The following is a 17241-nucleotide window of genomic DNA, read 5'->3' as shown; positions in this document are numbered from 1 at the left end:
GCCGCTGGTCTTTCAATTTTCTATATGGTGTTACATGCCGAAACAACCCCCGTGTTTCCCCTACCTCGCGGGCCATTTCCACGCGGGCACGTCCAGCGTTTCGGGATCGGCGAATCCGGTGGCGCCAAGCCGCCGTTCAAGCACGATAGACTGGCTCCCCGCCTCGCGCTCCAGCGCCGCGACGAGTCGCGCCGCGTGCGAAACGACGATGACCTGCGACAGCTTCGACGCTCGCGCGATGAGCCTCGCGAGCGACGGCAGCAGGTCCGGATGCAGGCTCGCTTCCGGTTCGTCGAGCACGAGCAGCCCCGGCGGACGCGGGCTCAGCAGCGCGGCCGCGAGCAGCACATAGCGCAAGGTGCCATCGGAAAGCTCGGCGCCGCGCAGCGGCCGCAAGAGCCCTTCCTGGCGCAGCGCGATCTCGAAGCGGCCCTCGTGATTGACGATTTCGATGCCCGCGCCCGGAAAGGCGTCGCCGATCGCCATATCGAGCGCTGCGCCGTCGCCGATCTCGCGGATCGTCTGCAGCGCGGCGGCGAGGTTCGCGCCGTCGTCCGTGAGCACCGGCGAGTGCGTGCCGATCTGCACCTGGCGCGCCGCCGCGTACTCGTCGGTGCGGAAGTGGTCGTAGAAGCGCCACGAGCGGATCTGCTCGCGTACCGCGATCATCTCGGGCGCGCTGCGCGGGTCGGCGAACTCGGTCATCATGCTGTCGAAGCTGGCGACGGGCTGCGCGAGCGTCGTCCACTCGCCCGAGTCGTCGCGGATGCGGATCATCGGCCCCTGGCGGTCCACGAGCAGCGCCGAGGGCCGCAGGACCGGACCGCTCCAGATGCATTCGCGCTTGATCACGGGATCGAGCGAAAACTGCGAGGTCGACGAAGGCAGCGGCAGCCCCAGATCGATGGCGTAGCCGAACGCGTCGCCGGCGAAACCGAGGCGCAGGCTCACCGCGTCCTTGCGCACCGTGCCCTGCACCGCATGCTCGCCCTCGGCGACGGCGCGCGAAAAGCGCTCGGGGCCGGCCCACAGCGTGGATTGCAGACCGCCCTCGCGCGCGAGCGACGGAATCACGCCGCCGCGCGCCGTGAGCGCGAGCAGACGCAGGGCGCGATAGAGATTCGACTTGCCGCTGCCGTTCGGACCGGTCACGACGTTGAGCGCGCCGAGCGGCACGATGAGCTCGCGCAGCGAGCGGTAGTTGGCAATGGCGAGCGTCGTCAGCATGAACGTGGCGGTGCGGGTCGGATCATCGGAGGATCATACGCAATGGCGCCAATGCGTCGTCGCTCGCCGCGCGCGGGCGCGCTCAGGATGGGCGTTATTAACGCGCTTGCGGCACCGCCGCGAGATCGCGCAGGAAGCTGTCGCGCCACACGCCGAGATCGTTGCGCCTGAGCGCCGCCATGTTGGTCTGGTAGCGCGCGCGGCGCTCGTCGAGCGGCATCGAGAGCGCGCGCTCCAGCGCCTCGGACATGCTCGCCGCATCATGCGGATTCACGAGCAGCGCGCCCGTGAGTTCGGCGGCGGCGCCCGCGAAGATCGACAGCACGAGCACGCCCGGATCGTCGGGATTCTGCGCGGCCACGTATTCCTTGGCGACGAGGTTCATGCCGTCGTGAAGCGGCGTCACATAACCCACCTGCGATTCGCGAAACAGCGACATCAGCTTCCAGCGGTCGTACTGCTGACTCAGATAGCGGATCGGCGTGTAGTCGAGGCCCGAGTAGCGGCCGTTGATGCGGCCCGCCTCGCGCTCCAGTTCCTCGCGTATCACCTTGTAGCTGGCAACGTCGGAACGCGTCGGCGGCGCGATCTGCACGAGCGTGACCTTGCCGCGCCATTCGGGCGTCGTCTCCAGCAACTGCTCGAACGCATGGAAGCGCTCGACGAGCCCCTTCGAATAGTCGAGACGGTCCACGCTCATGATGAGCTTGCGTCCTTCGAGGCTCTGCTTGAGGTCGAGCACGTGCTGCCGGCTCTCGTAGCGCGCGGCCTGTGCGGCGATCTCGTCCGGGAACACGCCGATGCGGTAGACGCCCGTACGCAGCTTGCGGCCATAGGCCTCGACGTCGCCATGCTCTTCGTTCGCGGCCCGCATGCTCACCTTGCCGTGCGCTTCGCGCGCAATGTAGTCGTGAAACGCCTGCTGGTCGTTGCTCGTCTGGAAGCCGAGCAGGTCGTAGCAGGACAGCGATCTGACAAGCTCGTCATGCGGTGGAATGGTCTGCAGCACCTGCGGCGCAGGAAACGGAATATGCAGAAAGAATCCGATGCGGTTACGCACGCCCTCGGCGCGCAGCGCTTCCGCAAACGGAATGAGGTGATAGTCGTGAACCCAGATGTTGTCGTCCGGGTGGATCAGCTTCATGAGCTTGTGCGCGAGCCAGGCGTTCACGCGACGGTAGCCCGCGTATTCATCTCGCTCGTAGCGCGCCAGATCGTTGCGGTAATGGAAGACCGGCCAGAGCGTGGCGTTCGAAAATCCTCGGTAGTACTGATCGTAGTCCTTGCGCGTGAGGCCGACTGTCGCGAAGGTGACGGGGCCGTCTTCGACGAGCATCGGGCCCGCGTTCGCCACCGTCTCGCTCACCACGTCGCCGCTCCAGCCGAACCATACGCCGCCGGCGTCCTTCAACGCGCCGAACACACCGACCGCGAGCCCGCCCGCCGAGCCCTTGGTTTCCGTCGGCGTCGCCACGCGGTTCGAGACGACTATGAGTCTGCCCATCTTGCGGTTCCTCGTTCTGTCTTCACGCTGCTGCGTCGGCGACGGAATCTCCCCTGGCCGGCGCCGTGCAGCAGTTGTGCTTCGCCGTCCTCACCCGCTTTCGCGGCGGCCGGCCGTGACAGGCTCGCGCGCGTTGGCCGCTCCCGCGTCCGCCGTTGCGTCGGGCGGCGGCCAGTGCGCCTCCCGCTCTTCGTTGTCGTCCGGCACACGGGTGCCCGTCACCGGATCGGCCTCGGTATGCGCCGCCGTGCTGCCCGCCGACTGCCGCGCCTGGCGCCGCACGAACGGCGGTGCCGCACTGCTTTCGAGATCCGCCGAGACCTCGGCGCGCGTCCGTGGCAGGTACTGCGGATAATGCTCGTTCACGAAATCGAGCAGCCCTTCGCGTACGCGGCACCGCAAGTCCCAGTTGAGCCCGGAATCGCGCGAGCTCACCAGCACGCGTATCTGCATGGCGCGCTCGTTCGCATCGGTGACCTGCAGAACCTGCACGCGGCGGTCCCATTCCGGCGCGCCGTCGACGATGCCCGCGAGCGCCTCGCGCAGCGGCGCGAGCGGCATGCGGTAATCGAACCACAGGAACACCGTGCCGATGATCTGCGAGCTGCTGCGCGTCCAGTTCGTGAAGGGATTCTCGATGAACCACTGTAGCGGGACGATGAGGCGCCGCTGGTCCCAGATGCGCACCGATACATAGGTGCCCGTGATTTCCTCGATGCGCCCCCACTCGCCCTGGATCACGACCACGTCGTCGAGCCGGATCGGCTGGGAAAGCGCGAGCTGCAGACCGGCAATCAGATTGCCGAGCACGGGGCGTGCCGCGATACCGGCGACGAGACCGGCGACACCGGCCGAAGCGAGCAGGCTCGCGCCGATCTGCCGCACGTTTGGAAAGGTCATGAGCGCCGAGCCCACGCCGACGATGATGATGAGGACCATCACCGTGCGCGCGAGCACGCGGGCCTGGGTGTGGATGCGCCGGGCCTGGAGGTTGTCCGCGATGTCGAGCGGATGCGCGGCGATGATCGCTTCGCCGATGGCCGCCGCGCAGCGCACCGAGAGCCAGGTGATCGCGGCGATCAGCGCGAACGCGCACAGCTCGCGCAGGCCGCCGATGTGCCTGAGCGTATCGGGCGCCTGCCACCAGACGAACTGGAGCGCCACGATGACGAGCACGGCGAGAGCCGGCTTGCGCACGTGGCGCAGGAACAGGTTCACGCGCGGATACGGGCGCGCGACGCGCAGCAACACGCGGCCGCCCAACCAGTGAGCGGCCAGCGCGAAGACGAACGCGAGCGCGCTCACGAACAACGTGCCGAGCCAGTTTTGCAGCGGCGCGTCGGCGAAACGGGAAAGATCGTCGAGTGTCGGCATCTGCGGCCAGTTCCTCCTGAGCATCCTGAGCAAAAAGGCGACGCCTGGAAACGGCACGGGCGCAGGCCCGTGGACGAAAACGGCGCGGCTCGACCCAGGTTTGGCACAGGCCAGGCCGAATCGGGGCGGCAAGCGTCCTGATGCGCCTGGCCGCGGTGTCCGCTTACAGATCGACTCGCGGCGGCCTCGATGACGAACGGCGCGGCAAGGGATTTCGCCGCGCCGCGCTTCCAGCTGCACAGCGACAACTCAAAACCGCCCGGCTTCAGCTCCCGTTGCCGGTCTTGCAGGGAAACGCCTTGCCGAGCCCGAGCGAGATGGCCGTGCTGGCGTTATAGCCGGCCACGTTCGGGTTGTCGGCGATGTACTTGCGCACCGCGTCGGTCAGCTGGGTGGAGCGCGCGTCCGCCGGCAAACAGAAGTATTGACCCACGCGCGGCCCGGTAGTGCCGCCGATGGCATCGATGGTGTTGAAGATGCCGTCAGCGGCACCTTCGATGTAGGCAGCGCACGCGCTGCGCGAAGCCAGGTCGGTCTTCGTGCACAGGCGGTTGAGGTCGCTTGCCGTGAACGCGAAAGCGGAGAGCGGCAACGCCATCGCGCCCGCACAGATCAGAACCCGCAGCATGGTTCTCCTTGAGATGTCGAGGGAAGCGGCGCCTTGCGAGCGCCGCGGGGCGGCCATGCCTGTTCAGATCGTGGCCGCCTTCAACCCTATTATTTTGCACTGTTTTGCGGCGCTGCCGTATTCGCCGTGGGAAGGCCAGCCTGGGTCATGCGCGCCGTGAGTTCCTTGATCGCGTCCGGCGCCTTGTACTGGCGCGCGAAGTCGAGTGCGGTCATGCCGATCTGGTTCTTCGCGCCGAGCGTCGCGCCCTTCTCGAGCAACAACTGGAGCGTCGTGAGATGGTCGCCGCGCGCGGCCATCATCAGCGGCGTCGTGCCGTTGGGCGACAACGCGTTGACGTCGGCCGAATAGCCGATGAGCAGCTTCGCGACGTCGTCGTTGCCATTCGCGGCGGCGTAGTGCAGCGGCGTCCAACCCTTCTTGTTGACCTCGGCGCCCTTCGTGATGAGGAGCTTGACCAGATCGATGTCGCCGTTGAGCGAGGCGAGCATCAGCGCATTCTCGCCCGCGCGGTCTTCGGCGGCGATGTTCGTCTTCGGGTTGTCGAGCAGCAGCGCTCCGACCTTGTCGGACTTCTCGCGCGCGGCCAGCACGAGGAGCGGCATGCCCTGGTCGTCCGTGGCGTTCGGGTCCATGCCGTTCGCGAGCGCCTTTTGCACGCCCTTCTCGTCGTCGAACTTCACGCTCTTCACGAGCGAGTCGATCGGAGCAGCGTGCGCCCCGGCGCCGATCAGCGCGGCGGCGGCGCCGAACACGAGCGCGGCGGCGGTGCGGCGAACCGGATGGGCGGCGGGCGAAAGCGGTTTCAAGTTCATGTCAAGCCTTAGCGTTATCTTCTAACTCGTTGATATTCAATGTCATTGGCAGGACGCGGTTCCCGATTCAGGCGGGTGGCTGAAGCTTGAAGAGCCGGAAAAAGTTCTGCGTGGTGGCAGCGCCAAGTTCGGCGTCCGGCAGCCCGCGTTGCTGCGCAATGAATCTTCCGACATGGCTGACGTACGCAGGTTCATTGGGTTTGCCTCGAAATGGCACTGGCGCAAGGTATGGCGAGTCGGTTTCGATCAAAAGGCGATCGATCGGCGTGCGGCGCGCCACTTCCTGAACCTCCGTCGCGCTCTTGAACGTCACGATGCCCGACAGCGAAATGTAGAAGTTTTGCGCCAGCGCACGCTCGGCGATGGCCCACGGCTCCGTGAAGCAGTGCATCACGCCGCCGGGCACGCCCGCCCGCTCTTCCTCCATGATGCGCAAGGTATCGTCCGAGGCCGCGCGCGCGTGGACGATGAGCGGCTTGCCCGTGGCGTGCGCCGCGCGAATATGCGTGCGGAAACGCTCGCGCTGCCATTCCATGTCGGCGATCGTGCGCTCGCCCAGTCGATAGTAATCGAGCCCCGTTTCCCCGATCGCCACGACCTTCGGGTGCTGCGCCAGCTCGACCAGTTCGGCCACGCTGGGCTCCCTCATGTGCTCGTGATCGGGATGGACCCCCACCGACGCATAGACGTTCTCGTAGCGGCTCGCGATGTCGAGCACCGAAGGCAGCGTTTCGAGGTCGACGGACACGCAGAGCGCATGCGTGACCGCGTTCGCGCGCATGTTCTCGAGCACTTGCGGCAGGCGGTCGCCGAGGCCCTCGAAGTTGATATGGCAGTGTGAATCGACAAACATGGATGGTCCTGCGAAGGGGGGTCGGTTCAGCCGGGCCGGTCAGGCGAACAATTCACGATAGCCGAGAAAGAGTTCCTCGAATACGAGGCGCGCATTCAGCGGATGGTTCTCCACGGCGCGCTGGCGCGTGACGGTTTTCATGTAGCGAGCGAGCGCCGCCGCGTCGAGTTTCGCGGCGCACCGCGCAAGCGCGCTGGCGGCCTGCGGGAAATAGCGCGGACGGCCCGCAGTGCGTTCGGCGAGCAGGTCGTAGGCCCAGCGCTGCAGCCAGCCCAGCACGAGCGGCACCGGCAGCTTCTGCAGTGTCTCGCCGCAGGCAAACGCATCGCAGGCGGGGCCCGCCGCGAGCTGGGCCAGCGTCCAGTCGCGCAGCGTGCGGTTTTCATCGTGCGCGAGCGCGAGCGCCGCGAGCGGCGCGCCGCCGGCTTCGGCGAGCAGCGCCGGCGCTTCATCCACGCCCTGCTGCGCGAGCCAGGCCGTGGCGGCCTCGGGCGCCGGCGTGCCCATGGGCCACTGGCGGCAACGGCTGATGATGGTAGGCAGCAGGCGGTCGATGCGCGCCGACACCACGAGGAACACCACGCCGGCGGGCGGTTCCTCCAGCGTCTTCAGCAGCGCGTTGGCGGCGGCGACGTTGAGCGCCTCGGCCGGATACAGCACGACCACGCGCAGGCCGCCGCGGTGCGAGCCCACGCCCGCGAAGTCGAGCAGCGCGCGCACCTGCTCGATGCGGATTTCCTTGCTCGGCGCGCGACTCTTCTTGCCCTCTTCGCCCTCCGCCTTTTCGGCCCTGGCCTCTTCCTCTGCGGCCTGGCCGACCTCGCCGGCCAGTGCCTCGGGGACGACGATGCGGTAATCGGGATGGTTGCCCTGGGCAAACCAGTGGCATGCCGCACACGAACCGCACGGCTCGCCGTTGGCCTGCGGCGATTCGCAGAGCAAGCCCTTCGCCAGATGCTGCGCGAAGTGGAGCTTGCCGATGCCCGCCTGGCCATGGAGCAGCAGTGCATGCGGCCAGTGGCTGCGCAGTTGCTGCAAGCGTTGCCAGTCGTCGGTTTGCCAGGGATAGATCATCGTCTTTGGAATCAATCGGTTAGGCGATCTTCATGAGAAGCGGGCTGAAGTGTGCGCTGCTCTTGAGGAAGTTGAACATCCTTTTGGATCAAAGCCCTGCGATCACTTGCTCGAGTTTCTTGCGAATCACGTCGATGTCCTGCGAAGAGTCGACGATGACGAACCGGTATGGCGCTTCTTCCGCGCGGCGCAGGTACTCGGCGCGCGTGCGCTTGAAGAACGCATCGGACTCGCTCTCGAAACGGTCGGGTTCGCGCGCCGCTCCGCGCCGCTCGCTCGCGGTGTCGGGCGGCAGGTCGAATAGCACCGTCAGATCAGGCTGGAAACCGCCCTGCACCCAGCGCTCCAACGTTTCGAGCTTGTCGCGCGGCAGGCCGCGTCCGCCGCCCTGATAGGCAAACGTGGCGTCGGTGAAACGGTCGGAGAGCACCCAGTCGCCACGCGCGAGCGCGGGCTCGATCACCTTGGCGAGATGCTCGCGGCGCGCGGCGAACATCAGCAGCGCCTCGGTTTCGAGGTCCATCGACTGATGCAGCACGATCTCGCGGATCGACTCGCCGAGCGGCGTGCCACCCGGCTCGCGCGTCGTGACGACCGCACGGCCCGAAGGTGCGAGCTTGTGCGCAAGCTGGTCGCGAAACCAGGCGAGATGCGTGGTCTTGCCCGCGCCGTCGATGCCCTCGAACGTAATGAATCGGCCCCGCGCCATTTAATTACCCCGGATGTATTTGTCGACGGCCTTGTTGTGGTCGACTAGATTGTCAGAAAACTCGCTGCTGCCATCGCCGCGCGCCACGAAGTACAGCGCGGCCGTCGACGCCGGATTGAGCGCCGCCTGGAGTGCCGCGGCGCCGGGCAGTGCGATCGGCGTCGGCGGCAAGCCGAGACGCAGGTAGGTATTGTAGAGAGTGTCCGACTGCAGATCGCGCTTGCGCAAATGCCCGATGTAGCCGTCGCCAAGGCCGTAGATCACGGCCGGATCGGTCTGCAGCGGCATGCCCACCTTCAGGCGGTTCGAGAACACCGCCGCCACGAGCGCGCGGTCGCTGGCGCGCCCGGTCTCCTTCTCCACGAGCGAAGCCAGCGTCAGCGCCTCGTAGGGCGACTTCAGCGGCAAGCCCGGTGCGCGCGCGGCCCACGCTTCGTCGAGGCGCGTCTGCATCAGGTGATAAGCGCGGCGGTAAATCTCCAGGTCGCTCGAACCTTTGTCGAAGAGATAGGTGTCGGGGAAGAACAACCCTTCGCCGCTGCCGTTCGGCGCGGGCGGCGCCCCAATCGCGGCGAGCAGTTCGGCGTCGCTCATGCCGGCCGTTTCGTGGCGCAGCGCAGGATTGGCGTCGAGTTCGGCGCGCATGCGCTTGAAAGTCCAGCCTTCGATGATGGTGGCCACCGACTCGTTCACGTCGCCAAGCGCCATCTTCTGCAGCACCTGGTACGGCGTGATGCCCGCCTTGAATTCGTAGTTGCCCGATTTGAGCTGGCTTTGCAGGCCGAGCACGCGCGTCATGAGCACGAAAAGCTGCGTCTGCACCGGCACGCCGCCGCGCTGCAACTGCACGGTGACACTGCGCACGGTGCTGTGTGGCTTGATGGTGACGTCGAGCTGTGGGGCGGCCAGTTCGATCGGCGTGGTGGCCCAGCGCCATACGCCGCCCGCCGCAACGGCGCCGATTACGACCAGCGCGGCGCCGGCAACAAGGCATTTCTTCAGGAGGGACATGGAAACACGACTCAGGGGGACCTCATATAATAACTGCTTGCCTTCGCTAAAGTCAGGATTGACTGTTCCCCGAATCCATGAACTCACCGCTCGATCCCGCTTCCACGCTTTCCGCTCCCGCGCTTGCTCCGGTGACTGCGGCCGACTTCGACGCCGTTCTCAAGGGCGGCGCCTACGCGATCCTGCCGCAGTTCGGCGTGATCGACGCCACTGGCGACGACGCCGCGAGCTTCCTGCATAGCCAGCTCACCAACGACGTCCAGCATCTGGAGGTGGCCGGCGCGCGCCTCGCCGGATACTGCTCTCCCAAGGGCCGTCTGCTCGCCTCGTTCCTCACCTGGAAGACCGGCGACACGATCCGCCTGCTGATCTCGAAGGACGTGCAGGCCGCCGTGCAAAAGCGCCTGTCGATGTTCGTGCTGCGCGCCAAGGCCAGGCTCACCGACGACAGCGACAAGCTGCTCGTGGTGGGCCTCGCGGGCGACGTGCGCGGCGCGCTTGCGAGCGTGTTCGACGCGCTGCCCGACGGCGTGCACGTGAAGGTCGACGATCCGTCCGGCACGCTGATCCGCATGCCCGATGCGGCCGGCGTGCTCCGTTATCTGTGGGTCGGCCCGAAGGAAGCCGTGCAGGCGCGCCTCGCGAAGCTCGACTACGCGGTGAAACGCGTACCGCCGGCCGTATGGGACTGGCTCGACATTCGCGCGGGCGAGCCGCGTATCACGCAAGCCGTGAGCGAGCAGTTCGTGCCGCAGATGGTCAACTACGACGTGCTGGGCGGCGTGAACTTCCGCAAGGGCTGCTACCCGGGCCAGGAAATCGTCGCGCGCAGCCAGTATCGCGGCACGATCAAGCGCCGCACCGCGCTCGCCAACGTCGCCGCGAGCCCCGACATCGTTCACGCAGGCACCGAGCTATTCCATTCGGACGATCCGGGCCAGCCGTGTGGCATGGTCGTGAACGCCGCGGCCGCGCCCGAAGGCGGCGTCGATCTGCTCGCGGAGATCAAGCTCGCCGCACTCGAAACGGGCAGCGTCCATCTGGGCGCTGCGGACGGCCCCGTGCTGCGCGTGCTGCCGCTGCCTTACGCATTGCCGGCCGAAGTTTGACGTTGCTTGCCGCATTCCTTGCGCGTGAGGCGCCCTGCGCCTCACGCCGCTTTGAAGCGGCTCCCCTCTCGACCTTGCAAGCGCCAGCCCCATGTGCCTGATCGTTTTCGACTGGCGTCCGCGCGCGAGCGCCGGCGCGCTGTTCACACTCGCGGCAAACCGTGACGAATTCCTGCGCCGCACCGCCGATCCGCTGCACTGGTGGAGCGTCCCGGACATCGTGACGTCGCCTGGCAGCACGCCCGCGGGGGTGCTGGCGGGCCGCGATCTCGTGGGCGGGGGCACCTGGCTCGGCATGACGCGCAGCGGCCGCTTCGCCGCGCTCACGAACTATCGCGCGCCCAACGACATGCGCCCCGACGCGCCCACGCGCGGCACGCTCGTCTCGCGCTGGCTTACGGGCGCGCAAGGCCTGCCCGATACGCCGCTCGGCTATCTCGACGAGGTTGCGCGCTCGGGCGCGCTCTACAACGGCTTCAATCTGATCGTCGGCGACTGGGTGCGCCGGGAACTCGCGTGGTACTGCAACCGCGCCGACCGTGCGCCCGCGCTGCTGCCCGAAGGCACGCACGGCATTTCGAACGCCGTGCTCGACACGCCATGGCCGAAGCTCGCACGCAAGCGCGCGGAACTCGCGCAACTCATTCAGCCTTCGGCAGGCGACGCGCAAGTGCCGCTCGCGCGGCTCGTGGACATGATGCGCGACCCGCAAGTCGCGCCCGACCGCGACCTGCCCGCCACGGGCATTTCGCTGGAACGCGAACGCGCGCTTTCTGCGGCATTTATCGAAACGCCCGATTACGGCACGCGCGGCACCACGGCGTTGCGCGTGAGTCTGCGCGGCGCATTGCTTGACGTAGAAGCGCTGGAACGCAGCGACGACGACGGCTCGCACCGCATCGTCCGGCCCGGCGCATTCGAGCGCCGCGCGACTTATACGGTCGAAGCGGGCTGATCCTGCCTCGGCGCGCTTCAGTCGCCCGTGCCTAGCGCCAGGCGCAGCGCATCGGCGGCCTCTCGCTGCGCGCGCCGCGCCTCGTCGACGAACGCCCCCATCTTGATGAACTCGTGGATCACACCGTCGTAGCGTACGAGCGTCACCTCGTTGCCGGCTTCGCGCAGCTTTTGCGCGTAGGCCTCGCCTTCATCGACGAGGGGATCGAATTCGGCCACGCCGATCCACGCCGGCGCGACGCCGCGAAAATCCGGTGCACCGCGCGTGCCGTCCAGCGGCGCGAAGCGCCAGTCGTCGCGGTCCGAAACATCGCGCACGTAGTGGCCGAAGAACCACTGGATCGTCGGCGCGGTGAGCAGATAGCCATCCGCGAGCCGCTCGTGCGATTGCGTGCGTTGATGCGCGCTCACCGCCGGATAGAACAGCAATTGCAGCACTGGCGGCATGCCCGCGTCGCGCGCCAGCAGCGCGCAGACCGTGGCGAGCGTGCCGCCCGCGCTGTCGCCGCCGACGGCGAAGCGGGCCGCGTCCAGCGCATAGCCGGCCGCGTGTGCGTGAAGCCACGCGTAGGCGTCGAAGGCGTCGTGGACCGCGGTCGGGAAGCGATGTTCGGGTGCCAGCCGGTAGTCCACGGAAAACACGGCGCAGCGCGCGTCGCGTGCGAACATGCGGCAGATCGCATCGTGCGTGTCCACGCTGCCGATCGTGAAGCCACCGCCGTGATAGTAGACGAGCACGGGCAGCGGCTCGGCCCAATGCGGCTCGACGGGCAGATAAAGGCGCGCGCCAATCGTTGCGCCGTCACGCATCGGCACCCGCAGGTCTTCCACGGCATGCATCGGCGCGGCCGGAATTTCCAGCACCGAGGCGCTCTTCTCGTATTCGGCGCGCGCTTCCTGCGCCGTTTGCTCGTGGTAAGGCGCGCGGCCCGTGCGGGCCACCATGTCGAGCACTAGGGCGATTTTCGCGGTGAGTGGCATGGCACGGACCCCGTACGCCTTTATTGCGGCGCTTGCTTGACTTCGGGTTTGAGCGAGAGCGGATCGGTCGGGTTGCGCAATGTTTCGATGTCCTCATGACGCAGCTTCACCGAAGCGAGAATCTGCGGATGCGTGAGGATATAGAAGCGCCCTTCCCGTACGGCGTCGAACGTCGCCTTCGCGACGTCGTCGGGCGTGAGTTTGCCTGCGCGCACCGCGCGCTGCAACTGCAGATCGGCGGCTTGCTGCGAGCGCGTGAGCGGCGCGTCGTTGCGCAAATCGTCGGGGCGGCTGCGCCCGGCGTTCGCAATGCCGGTCGGCACGAAGGCGGGGCACAGCAGCGAACAGCTCACCGCGTCGCTCACGTTCTTCAGGTCATGGTAGAGCGTCTCGGTGAGCGAGACCACGGCGTGCTTCGACGCGTTGTACACGCCCATTGCAGGCGGCGAAAGCAGACCCGCCACCGAAGCCGTATTGACGATATGCGCGCGCTCGCCCTGTGCGAGCATGACCGGCGTGAAGCTGCGCACGCCGTTGGCGACGCCCATCACGTTCACGCCGAATACCCACTCCCAGTCTCTCGCGCTGCTCTCCCACACGAAGCCGCCCGTGCCGACACCGGCGTTGTTGAAGAGCAGATGGACTTTGCCGAACGCTTCGAGCGCGGCGTTCGCCAGCGCATCGACTTGCGCGGCGTCACGCACGTCGGTGCGCACGCCCACGGCTTGCGCGCCGCTTTCGCGCAGCGCTTCGACGGTTTCATCGAGCAGCGCCTGATCGACGTCGGCGAGTACGAGCTTCATGCCGAGCGCTGCGGCGTGGTGCGCGAACGCGCGGCCAAAGCCGCTCGCCGCGCCCGTGATGACGGCCACACGGCCATCGAACTGGAACGGTTCGGACATTGCGAATCCTGCGTTGAAACTGCGGTGAAAACTTCCGATAGATAAGCGAAGCGCCCTTTCCGGGCGCTTGCGCAAGGCTGTGAGTCCTCAGATCAGCTTGACGAGCTGTTTGCCGAAATTCTGGCCCTTGAGCATGCCGAGGAATGCACTGGGCGCGTTTTCGAGCCCTTCGGCCACGGTCTCGCGATACGCGAGCTGCCGGTTCGCGACGAGCGTGCCGAGCTCCCTGAGCGCCTGTGGCCACACATCCATGTGCTCGCTCACGATGAAGCCCTGCACGAGCAGGCGCTGCGTGAGCAGCAGCTGCGGATGCTTGAGCGGCATCGGCTGGGCGTCGTAGCCCGCGATCATGCCGCACAGCGCGATGCGCCCGAACGCGTTCATGCGCGCGAGCGTGGCATCGAGCACTTCGCCGCCGACGTTCTCGAAGTAGCCGTCCACGCCGTCGGGCGTCGCGGCCTTCAGATCCTGATAGAGATTGCCCGCCTTGTAATCGACGCATGCGTCGAAACCTAGCGTTTCCGTGACATAGCGGCATTTTTCCGCACCGCCCGCGATACCCACCGTGCGGCAGCCCGCGCGCTTCGCGAGCTGGCCGACCACGCTGCCCACCGCGCCGCTCGCCGCGCTCACGACGACGGTCTGCCCTGCCTTCGGCTCGATGATGCGATTGAGCCCGTACCACGCGGTGACGCCCGGCATGCCCACCGGCCCGAGATACGCCGACAGCGGCACATGCGTCGTATCCACGAGTTGCAGATCGCCGCCGTTCGAGGTGCCGTACTCCTGCCAGCCCAACATGCCCACCACCTTGTCGCCGGGCTTGAACTTCGCGTTGCGCGACTCGACCACTTCGCCCGCGGTGCCGCCGATCATCACCGAATCGAGTGGCTGCGGCGCCGCATACGATTTGCTGTCGTTCATGCGCCCGCGCATGTACGGGTCGAGCGAGAGGTAGTGATTGCGCACGCGCACCTGTCCCTCGACGAGCGCCGCGAGGGGCGTTTCGACGAGGCGGAAGTTGTCGACGCTCGCGGCGCCTTCCGGGCGCGAGGCGAGCAGGATCTGGCGATTGGTCTGGGTCATGGCGTCCGTGTTGCTTTGTCAGGTGCGGCGAGGCGTGCCGGCCGCACGGGAAAAGAATGGACGGGCACGCGCGAGCAAAGCCCCAACGCGCGCCGGTCCGCGCGTTTAACCGTCGCTCGGTCCCGGCCGCGCGCCAGGGTCGCTGCGCAGACGCTGACGCGTCACGTCGCGGCCCACCGCAAGCCGGCGCATGTACTTGAAAGTGCCGAGCGCCTTGGCGACGAAATGGCCCTCGCTGTCGCGAATCTCGCCTTCGCAATAGGCCATCGTGGTGGAACGGTGCAGCACGCGGCCGGTGGCGCGCAATTCCCCGCGCCCCGGCTGCATGAAGTTCACCTTCATCTCGACGGTGACGACGCCCACGCCGTCGGCCGCGAGGCTGCGCGCGGCCATGGCGAGTGCCATGTCGGCGAGCGTCATCGTCACGCCGCCGTGCGCGACGTCCCAGGTGTTCAGATGCCGCTCGGCGAGCGGCAGCACGACTTCGCTCGCGCCGTCGCGCGCACTCACGAGTTGAGCGCCGAGATGTTCGACAAAGGGACTCTCGACGATCATGAGCGGCGTTGGCGGACTTTCAGGCTCCTTGCCGTGCGGCGCGCCGCTGCCTTGGGGTCGATCTGCGGTACCTGTCATGATCGGGTTCAGACCACGTAATCCACGCACTGGCGCGACTCGACCACGAGCTTCGCGAACTGCTTCACGACGAGATGATCGGGGTGGTCCTGATAGCCGTCGAGCGCGGCCTGATCGGCGAAGTCGGAAATGAGGACGAGGTCGAACGTGGAAGCGAGACCCGGCTCTGCGACGCCGACTTCGAGGTGCAGCGTGCCCGGCACGAGATCGCGACAGCCTTCGAGCAGGGCCTTGAACTTCACGACGTTCTCGGCGCGCGTCGCGCCTTCGGCCGACTCCTTGAGCTTCCACATCACGATATGACGAATCACGAACTCACCTCTTTCAGTCTGCATGGAACGGGCGCTGCGCTCGGCGCGCGCCGACAGCCGTCATGATACCCGCAGCGGCTCGAGCGCGAGAGCGCCCCGGCACGCGTAACAGCGGAGGAAAGCGATGAAATCGTGAGCGCGGCAGCGGGCGTGCCGACTGCCGCGCCCTCGCGTCAGACGACCTCGAAGAGGCCCGCAGCGCCCTGCCCGCCGCCGATGCACATCGTCACTACGACGAACTTCGCGCCGCGGCGCTTGCCCTCGATGAGCGCGTGGCCCGTCAGGCGTGCACCCGAGACGCCATACGGGTGGCCGACGGCGATCGCGCCGCCGTTCACGTTGAGGCGGTCGGCGGGAATGCCGAGCTTGTCGCGGCAGTACAGCACCTGCACCGCGAACGCTTCGTTCAGTTCCCACAGGCCGATATCCTCGACCTTCAGACCCGCCTGCCTGAGCAGTTTCGGCACCGCGAAAACCGGACCGATGCCCATCTCGTCCGGCTCGCAGCCCGCCACGGCAAAGCCGCGGAAGATGCCGAGCGGCTGCAGGCCTTCGCGTTCGGCGACCTTCGCGTTCATCACGACGCAGGCGCTCGCGCCATCCGAGAACTGGCTCGCGTTGCCCGCCGTGATGACGCCGCCCGGCATGGCGGTGCGGATCTTCGAAACGCCTTCGAGCGTGGTGTCGGCGCGGATGCCTTCGTCGGCGGCGACCGTCACTTCCTTCGTGACGAGCTGGCCCGTTGCCTTGTCCGCAACACCGGCGAGCACCGTGATCGGCACGATTTCGTCATTGAACAGGCCCGCCGCCTGCGCGGCGGCCGCGCGCAACTGCGATTGCACGCCGTACTCGTCCTGGCGCTCCTTCGAGATTTCGTAGCGCTTCGCGACGGTCTCCGCGGTTTGCAGCATGCTCCAGTAGATTTCGGGCTTGTGCTGGTTGAGCCAGCCATCGGCCATCATGTGGGTGTTCATCTCGTTCTGCACGCACGAGATGGACTCCACGCCGCCCGCCACGAACACGTCGCCTTCGCCCGCGATCACGCGCTGTGCGGCGAGCGCGATCGTCTGGAGCCCGGACGAACAGAAGCGGTTGACGGTCATGCCGGGCACGCTAACCGGCAGCCCCGCGCGCAGCGCGATCTGGCGCGCGATATTCCAGCCCGTCGCGCCTTCGGGGTTCGCGCAGCCCATGATCACGTCTTCGACACGTGCGGGGTCGATCTTCGCACGCTCCACGGCGGCCTGGGTCACGTGCCCGCCGAGCGTGGCGCCGTGCGTCATGTTGAACCCGCCCTTCCACGATTTGGCGAGGCCCGTACGGGCGGTCGATACGATTACGGCGTCAGTCATGCGTTTCTCCCACTACGAGATTTTGATGCAAAGAATGGATTCGTTTGAAAGTTTCAGGCGGACGATAGCGGGCGATGTCGTTCACGCGGCGCCGATCAGCACCTCGGCCGACTGCGCGCGCTTCACGCCCGCCGCGAGCAACTGCTTCCACGCGGCGGCGAGCGAACCGTTCAGATCGATCGCGCGTGAGGCGTCTTCGATCAGCACGGTTTCGAAGCCCGCGGCGCGCGCGTCGAGCGCGGACCAGGCCACGCAATAGTCGGTCGCGAGGCCACAGCAGTACACGCGCTTCACGCCCACGTCGCGCAGGTAGCCTGCGAGGCCCGTGGGGGTCTTGCGGTCGGCCTCGAGAAACGCGGAGTAGCTGTCGACGTCGGCGTGATGGCCTTTGCGGATCACCGCGCGTGCATGCGGCACGTCGAGGTCGCGATGCAGCGCCGCGCCATCGGTGCCCTGCACACAGTGCACGGGCCACAACACCTGCTCGCCGTAAGGCAGCGCCATCGTCTCGAACGGCGCGCAACCCGGGTGATTGGCGGCGAACGAAACGTGCTGCTCCGGGTGCCAGTCCTGCGTGAGCACCACGTTGCCGAAGCCCTGCGCGAGCCGGTTCGCCACCGGCACGACTTCGTCGCCGTGCGCGACGGCTAGCGCCCCGCCCGGCATGAAGTCGTATTGCAGGTCGATCAGCAGGAGCACGTCGTTTGCGCTTCTCATG

Annotated in this window: 18 protein-coding genes; 2 read left to right on the top strand and 16 right to left on the bottom strand. The window is 67.1% G+C overall.

Annotated elements, in window-relative coordinates:
• Window positions 1-60: 60 nt before the first annotated feature.
• From VSR34_RS29565 to mltG, 9 genes are all read right to left on the bottom strand, one after another.
• Window positions 61-1227 (bottom strand): AAA family ATPase, encoded by a 1167-nt coding sequence (locus VSR34_RS29565; RefSeq protein WP_342964229.1) that lies wholly within the window; start codon window positions 1225-1227, stop codon window positions 61-63.
• A gap of 97 nt (window positions 1228-1324) precedes the next feature.
• Window positions 1325-2731, bottom strand: a complete 1407-nt coding sequence (gene otsA, locus VSR34_RS29560) for an alpha,alpha-trehalose-phosphate synthase (UDP-forming) (RefSeq protein WP_342964228.1) — start codon at window positions 2729-2731, stop codon at window positions 1325-1327.
• A 90-nt stretch (window positions 2732-2821) separates the two neighbouring features.
• On the bottom strand, window positions 2822-4105 hold the full coding sequence (locus VSR34_RS29555) for a mechanosensitive ion channel domain-containing protein (protein WP_342964227.1): 1284 nt from the start codon (window positions 4103-4105) through the stop codon (window positions 2822-2824).
• 265 nt (window positions 4106-4370) lie between these two features.
• Entirely contained in the window at window positions 4371-4733 is a 363-nt protein-coding gene (locus tag VSR34_RS29550; RefSeq protein ID WP_028213120.1) for a Rap1a/Tai family immunity protein, read from the bottom strand.
• An 89-nt stretch (window positions 4734-4822) separates the two neighbouring features.
• Window positions 4823-5548 (bottom strand): ankyrin repeat domain-containing protein, encoded by a 726-nt coding sequence (locus VSR34_RS29545; RefSeq protein WP_042288845.1) that lies wholly within the window; start codon window positions 5546-5548, stop codon window positions 4823-4825.
• 67 nt (window positions 5549-5615) lie between these two features.
• Window positions 5616-6401: a TatD family hydrolase gene (locus tag VSR34_RS29540; RefSeq protein WP_342964226.1), complete on the bottom strand. Its 786-nt coding sequence runs from the start codon at window positions 6399-6401 to the stop codon at window positions 5616-5618.
• A gap of 39 nt (window positions 6402-6440) precedes the next feature.
• On the bottom strand, window positions 6441-7475 hold the full coding sequence (locus VSR34_RS29535) for a DNA polymerase III subunit delta' (RefSeq protein WP_028231430.1): 1035 nt from the start codon (window positions 7473-7475) through the stop codon (window positions 6441-6443).
• A gap of 88 nt (window positions 7476-7563) precedes the next feature.
• On the bottom strand, window positions 7564-8184 hold the full coding sequence (tmk, locus tag VSR34_RS29530) for a dTMP kinase (RefSeq protein ID WP_028213117.1): 621 nt from the start codon (window positions 8182-8184) through the stop codon (window positions 7564-7566).
• Window positions 8185-9195 (bottom strand): endolytic transglycosylase MltG, encoded by a 1011-nt coding sequence (gene mltG / locus VSR34_RS29525; protein WP_028213116.1) that lies wholly within the window; start codon window positions 9193-9195, stop codon window positions 8185-8187.
• A gap of 77 nt (window positions 9196-9272) precedes the next feature.
• Here mltG and VSR34_RS29520 point away from each other — a divergent pair, with 77 nt between their 5' ends.
• Window positions 9273-10304, top strand: coding sequence for a folate-binding protein (locus VSR34_RS29520; protein ID WP_342964225.1), 1032 nt, complete (start codon window positions 9273-9275; stop codon window positions 10302-10304).
• Window positions 10305-10395: 91 nt separating this feature from the next.
• Window positions 10396-11259 carry an NRDE family protein gene (locus VSR34_RS29515; protein ID WP_028213114.1) on the top strand — a complete coding sequence of 288 codons (864 nt, stop codon included), beginning with the start codon at window positions 10396-10398 and terminating at the stop codon, window positions 11257-11259.
• 17 nt (window positions 11260-11276) lie between these two features.
• Here VSR34_RS29515 and VSR34_RS29510 read toward each other — a convergent pair whose 3' ends face one another.
• The 7 genes from VSR34_RS29510 to pncA form a co-directional block, all read right to left on the bottom strand.
• Entirely contained in the window at window positions 11277-12239 is a 963-nt protein-coding gene (locus tag VSR34_RS29510) for an alpha/beta hydrolase (RefSeq protein ID WP_028213113.1), read from the bottom strand.
• 20 nt (window positions 12240-12259) lie between these two features.
• Window positions 12260-13141: an SDR family oxidoreductase gene (locus tag VSR34_RS29505; protein WP_342964224.1), complete on the bottom strand. Its 882-nt coding sequence runs from the start codon at window positions 13139-13141 to the stop codon at window positions 12260-12262.
• 87 nt (window positions 13142-13228) lie between these two features.
• Window positions 13229-14227 carry an NADP-dependent oxidoreductase gene (locus tag VSR34_RS29500; protein ID WP_028213111.1) on the bottom strand — a complete coding sequence of 333 codons (999 nt, stop codon included), beginning with the start codon at window positions 14225-14227 and terminating at the stop codon, window positions 13229-13231.
• A gap of 105 nt (window positions 14228-14332) precedes the next feature.
• Window positions 14333-14782, bottom strand: coding sequence for a PaaI family thioesterase (locus tag VSR34_RS29495; RefSeq protein WP_342964236.1), 450 nt, complete (start codon window positions 14780-14782; stop codon window positions 14333-14335).
• An 86-nt stretch (window positions 14783-14868) separates the two neighbouring features.
• The gene (locus VSR34_RS29490; RefSeq protein ID WP_028213109.1) at window positions 14869-15171 is read right to left on the bottom strand and encodes a Dabb family protein; all 303 of its coding nucleotides are present in this window, start codon (window positions 15169-15171) and stop codon (window positions 14869-14871) included.
• Between the two features lie 173 nt (window positions 15172-15344).
• Entirely contained in the window at window positions 15345-16523 is a 1179-nt protein-coding gene (locus VSR34_RS29485) for an acetyl-CoA C-acyltransferase (RefSeq protein WP_028213108.1), read from the bottom strand.
• An 81-nt stretch (window positions 16524-16604) separates the two neighbouring features.
• A complete protein-coding gene (gene pncA, locus VSR34_RS29480; RefSeq protein ID WP_342964223.1) occupies window positions 16605-17240 on the bottom strand; it encodes a bifunctional nicotinamidase/pyrazinamidase in 636 nt (211 codons plus the stop codon).
• Window position 17241 lies beyond the last annotated feature (1 nt).

Origin of the sequence: Paraburkholderia sp. JHI2823, assembly GCF_038900695.1 — a bacterium.
GTDB lineage: Bacteria > Pseudomonadota > Gammaproteobacteria > Burkholderiales > Burkholderiaceae > Paraburkholderia > Paraburkholderia mimosarum.
This window is presented reverse-complemented; position numbering and strand designations above follow the sequence as displayed.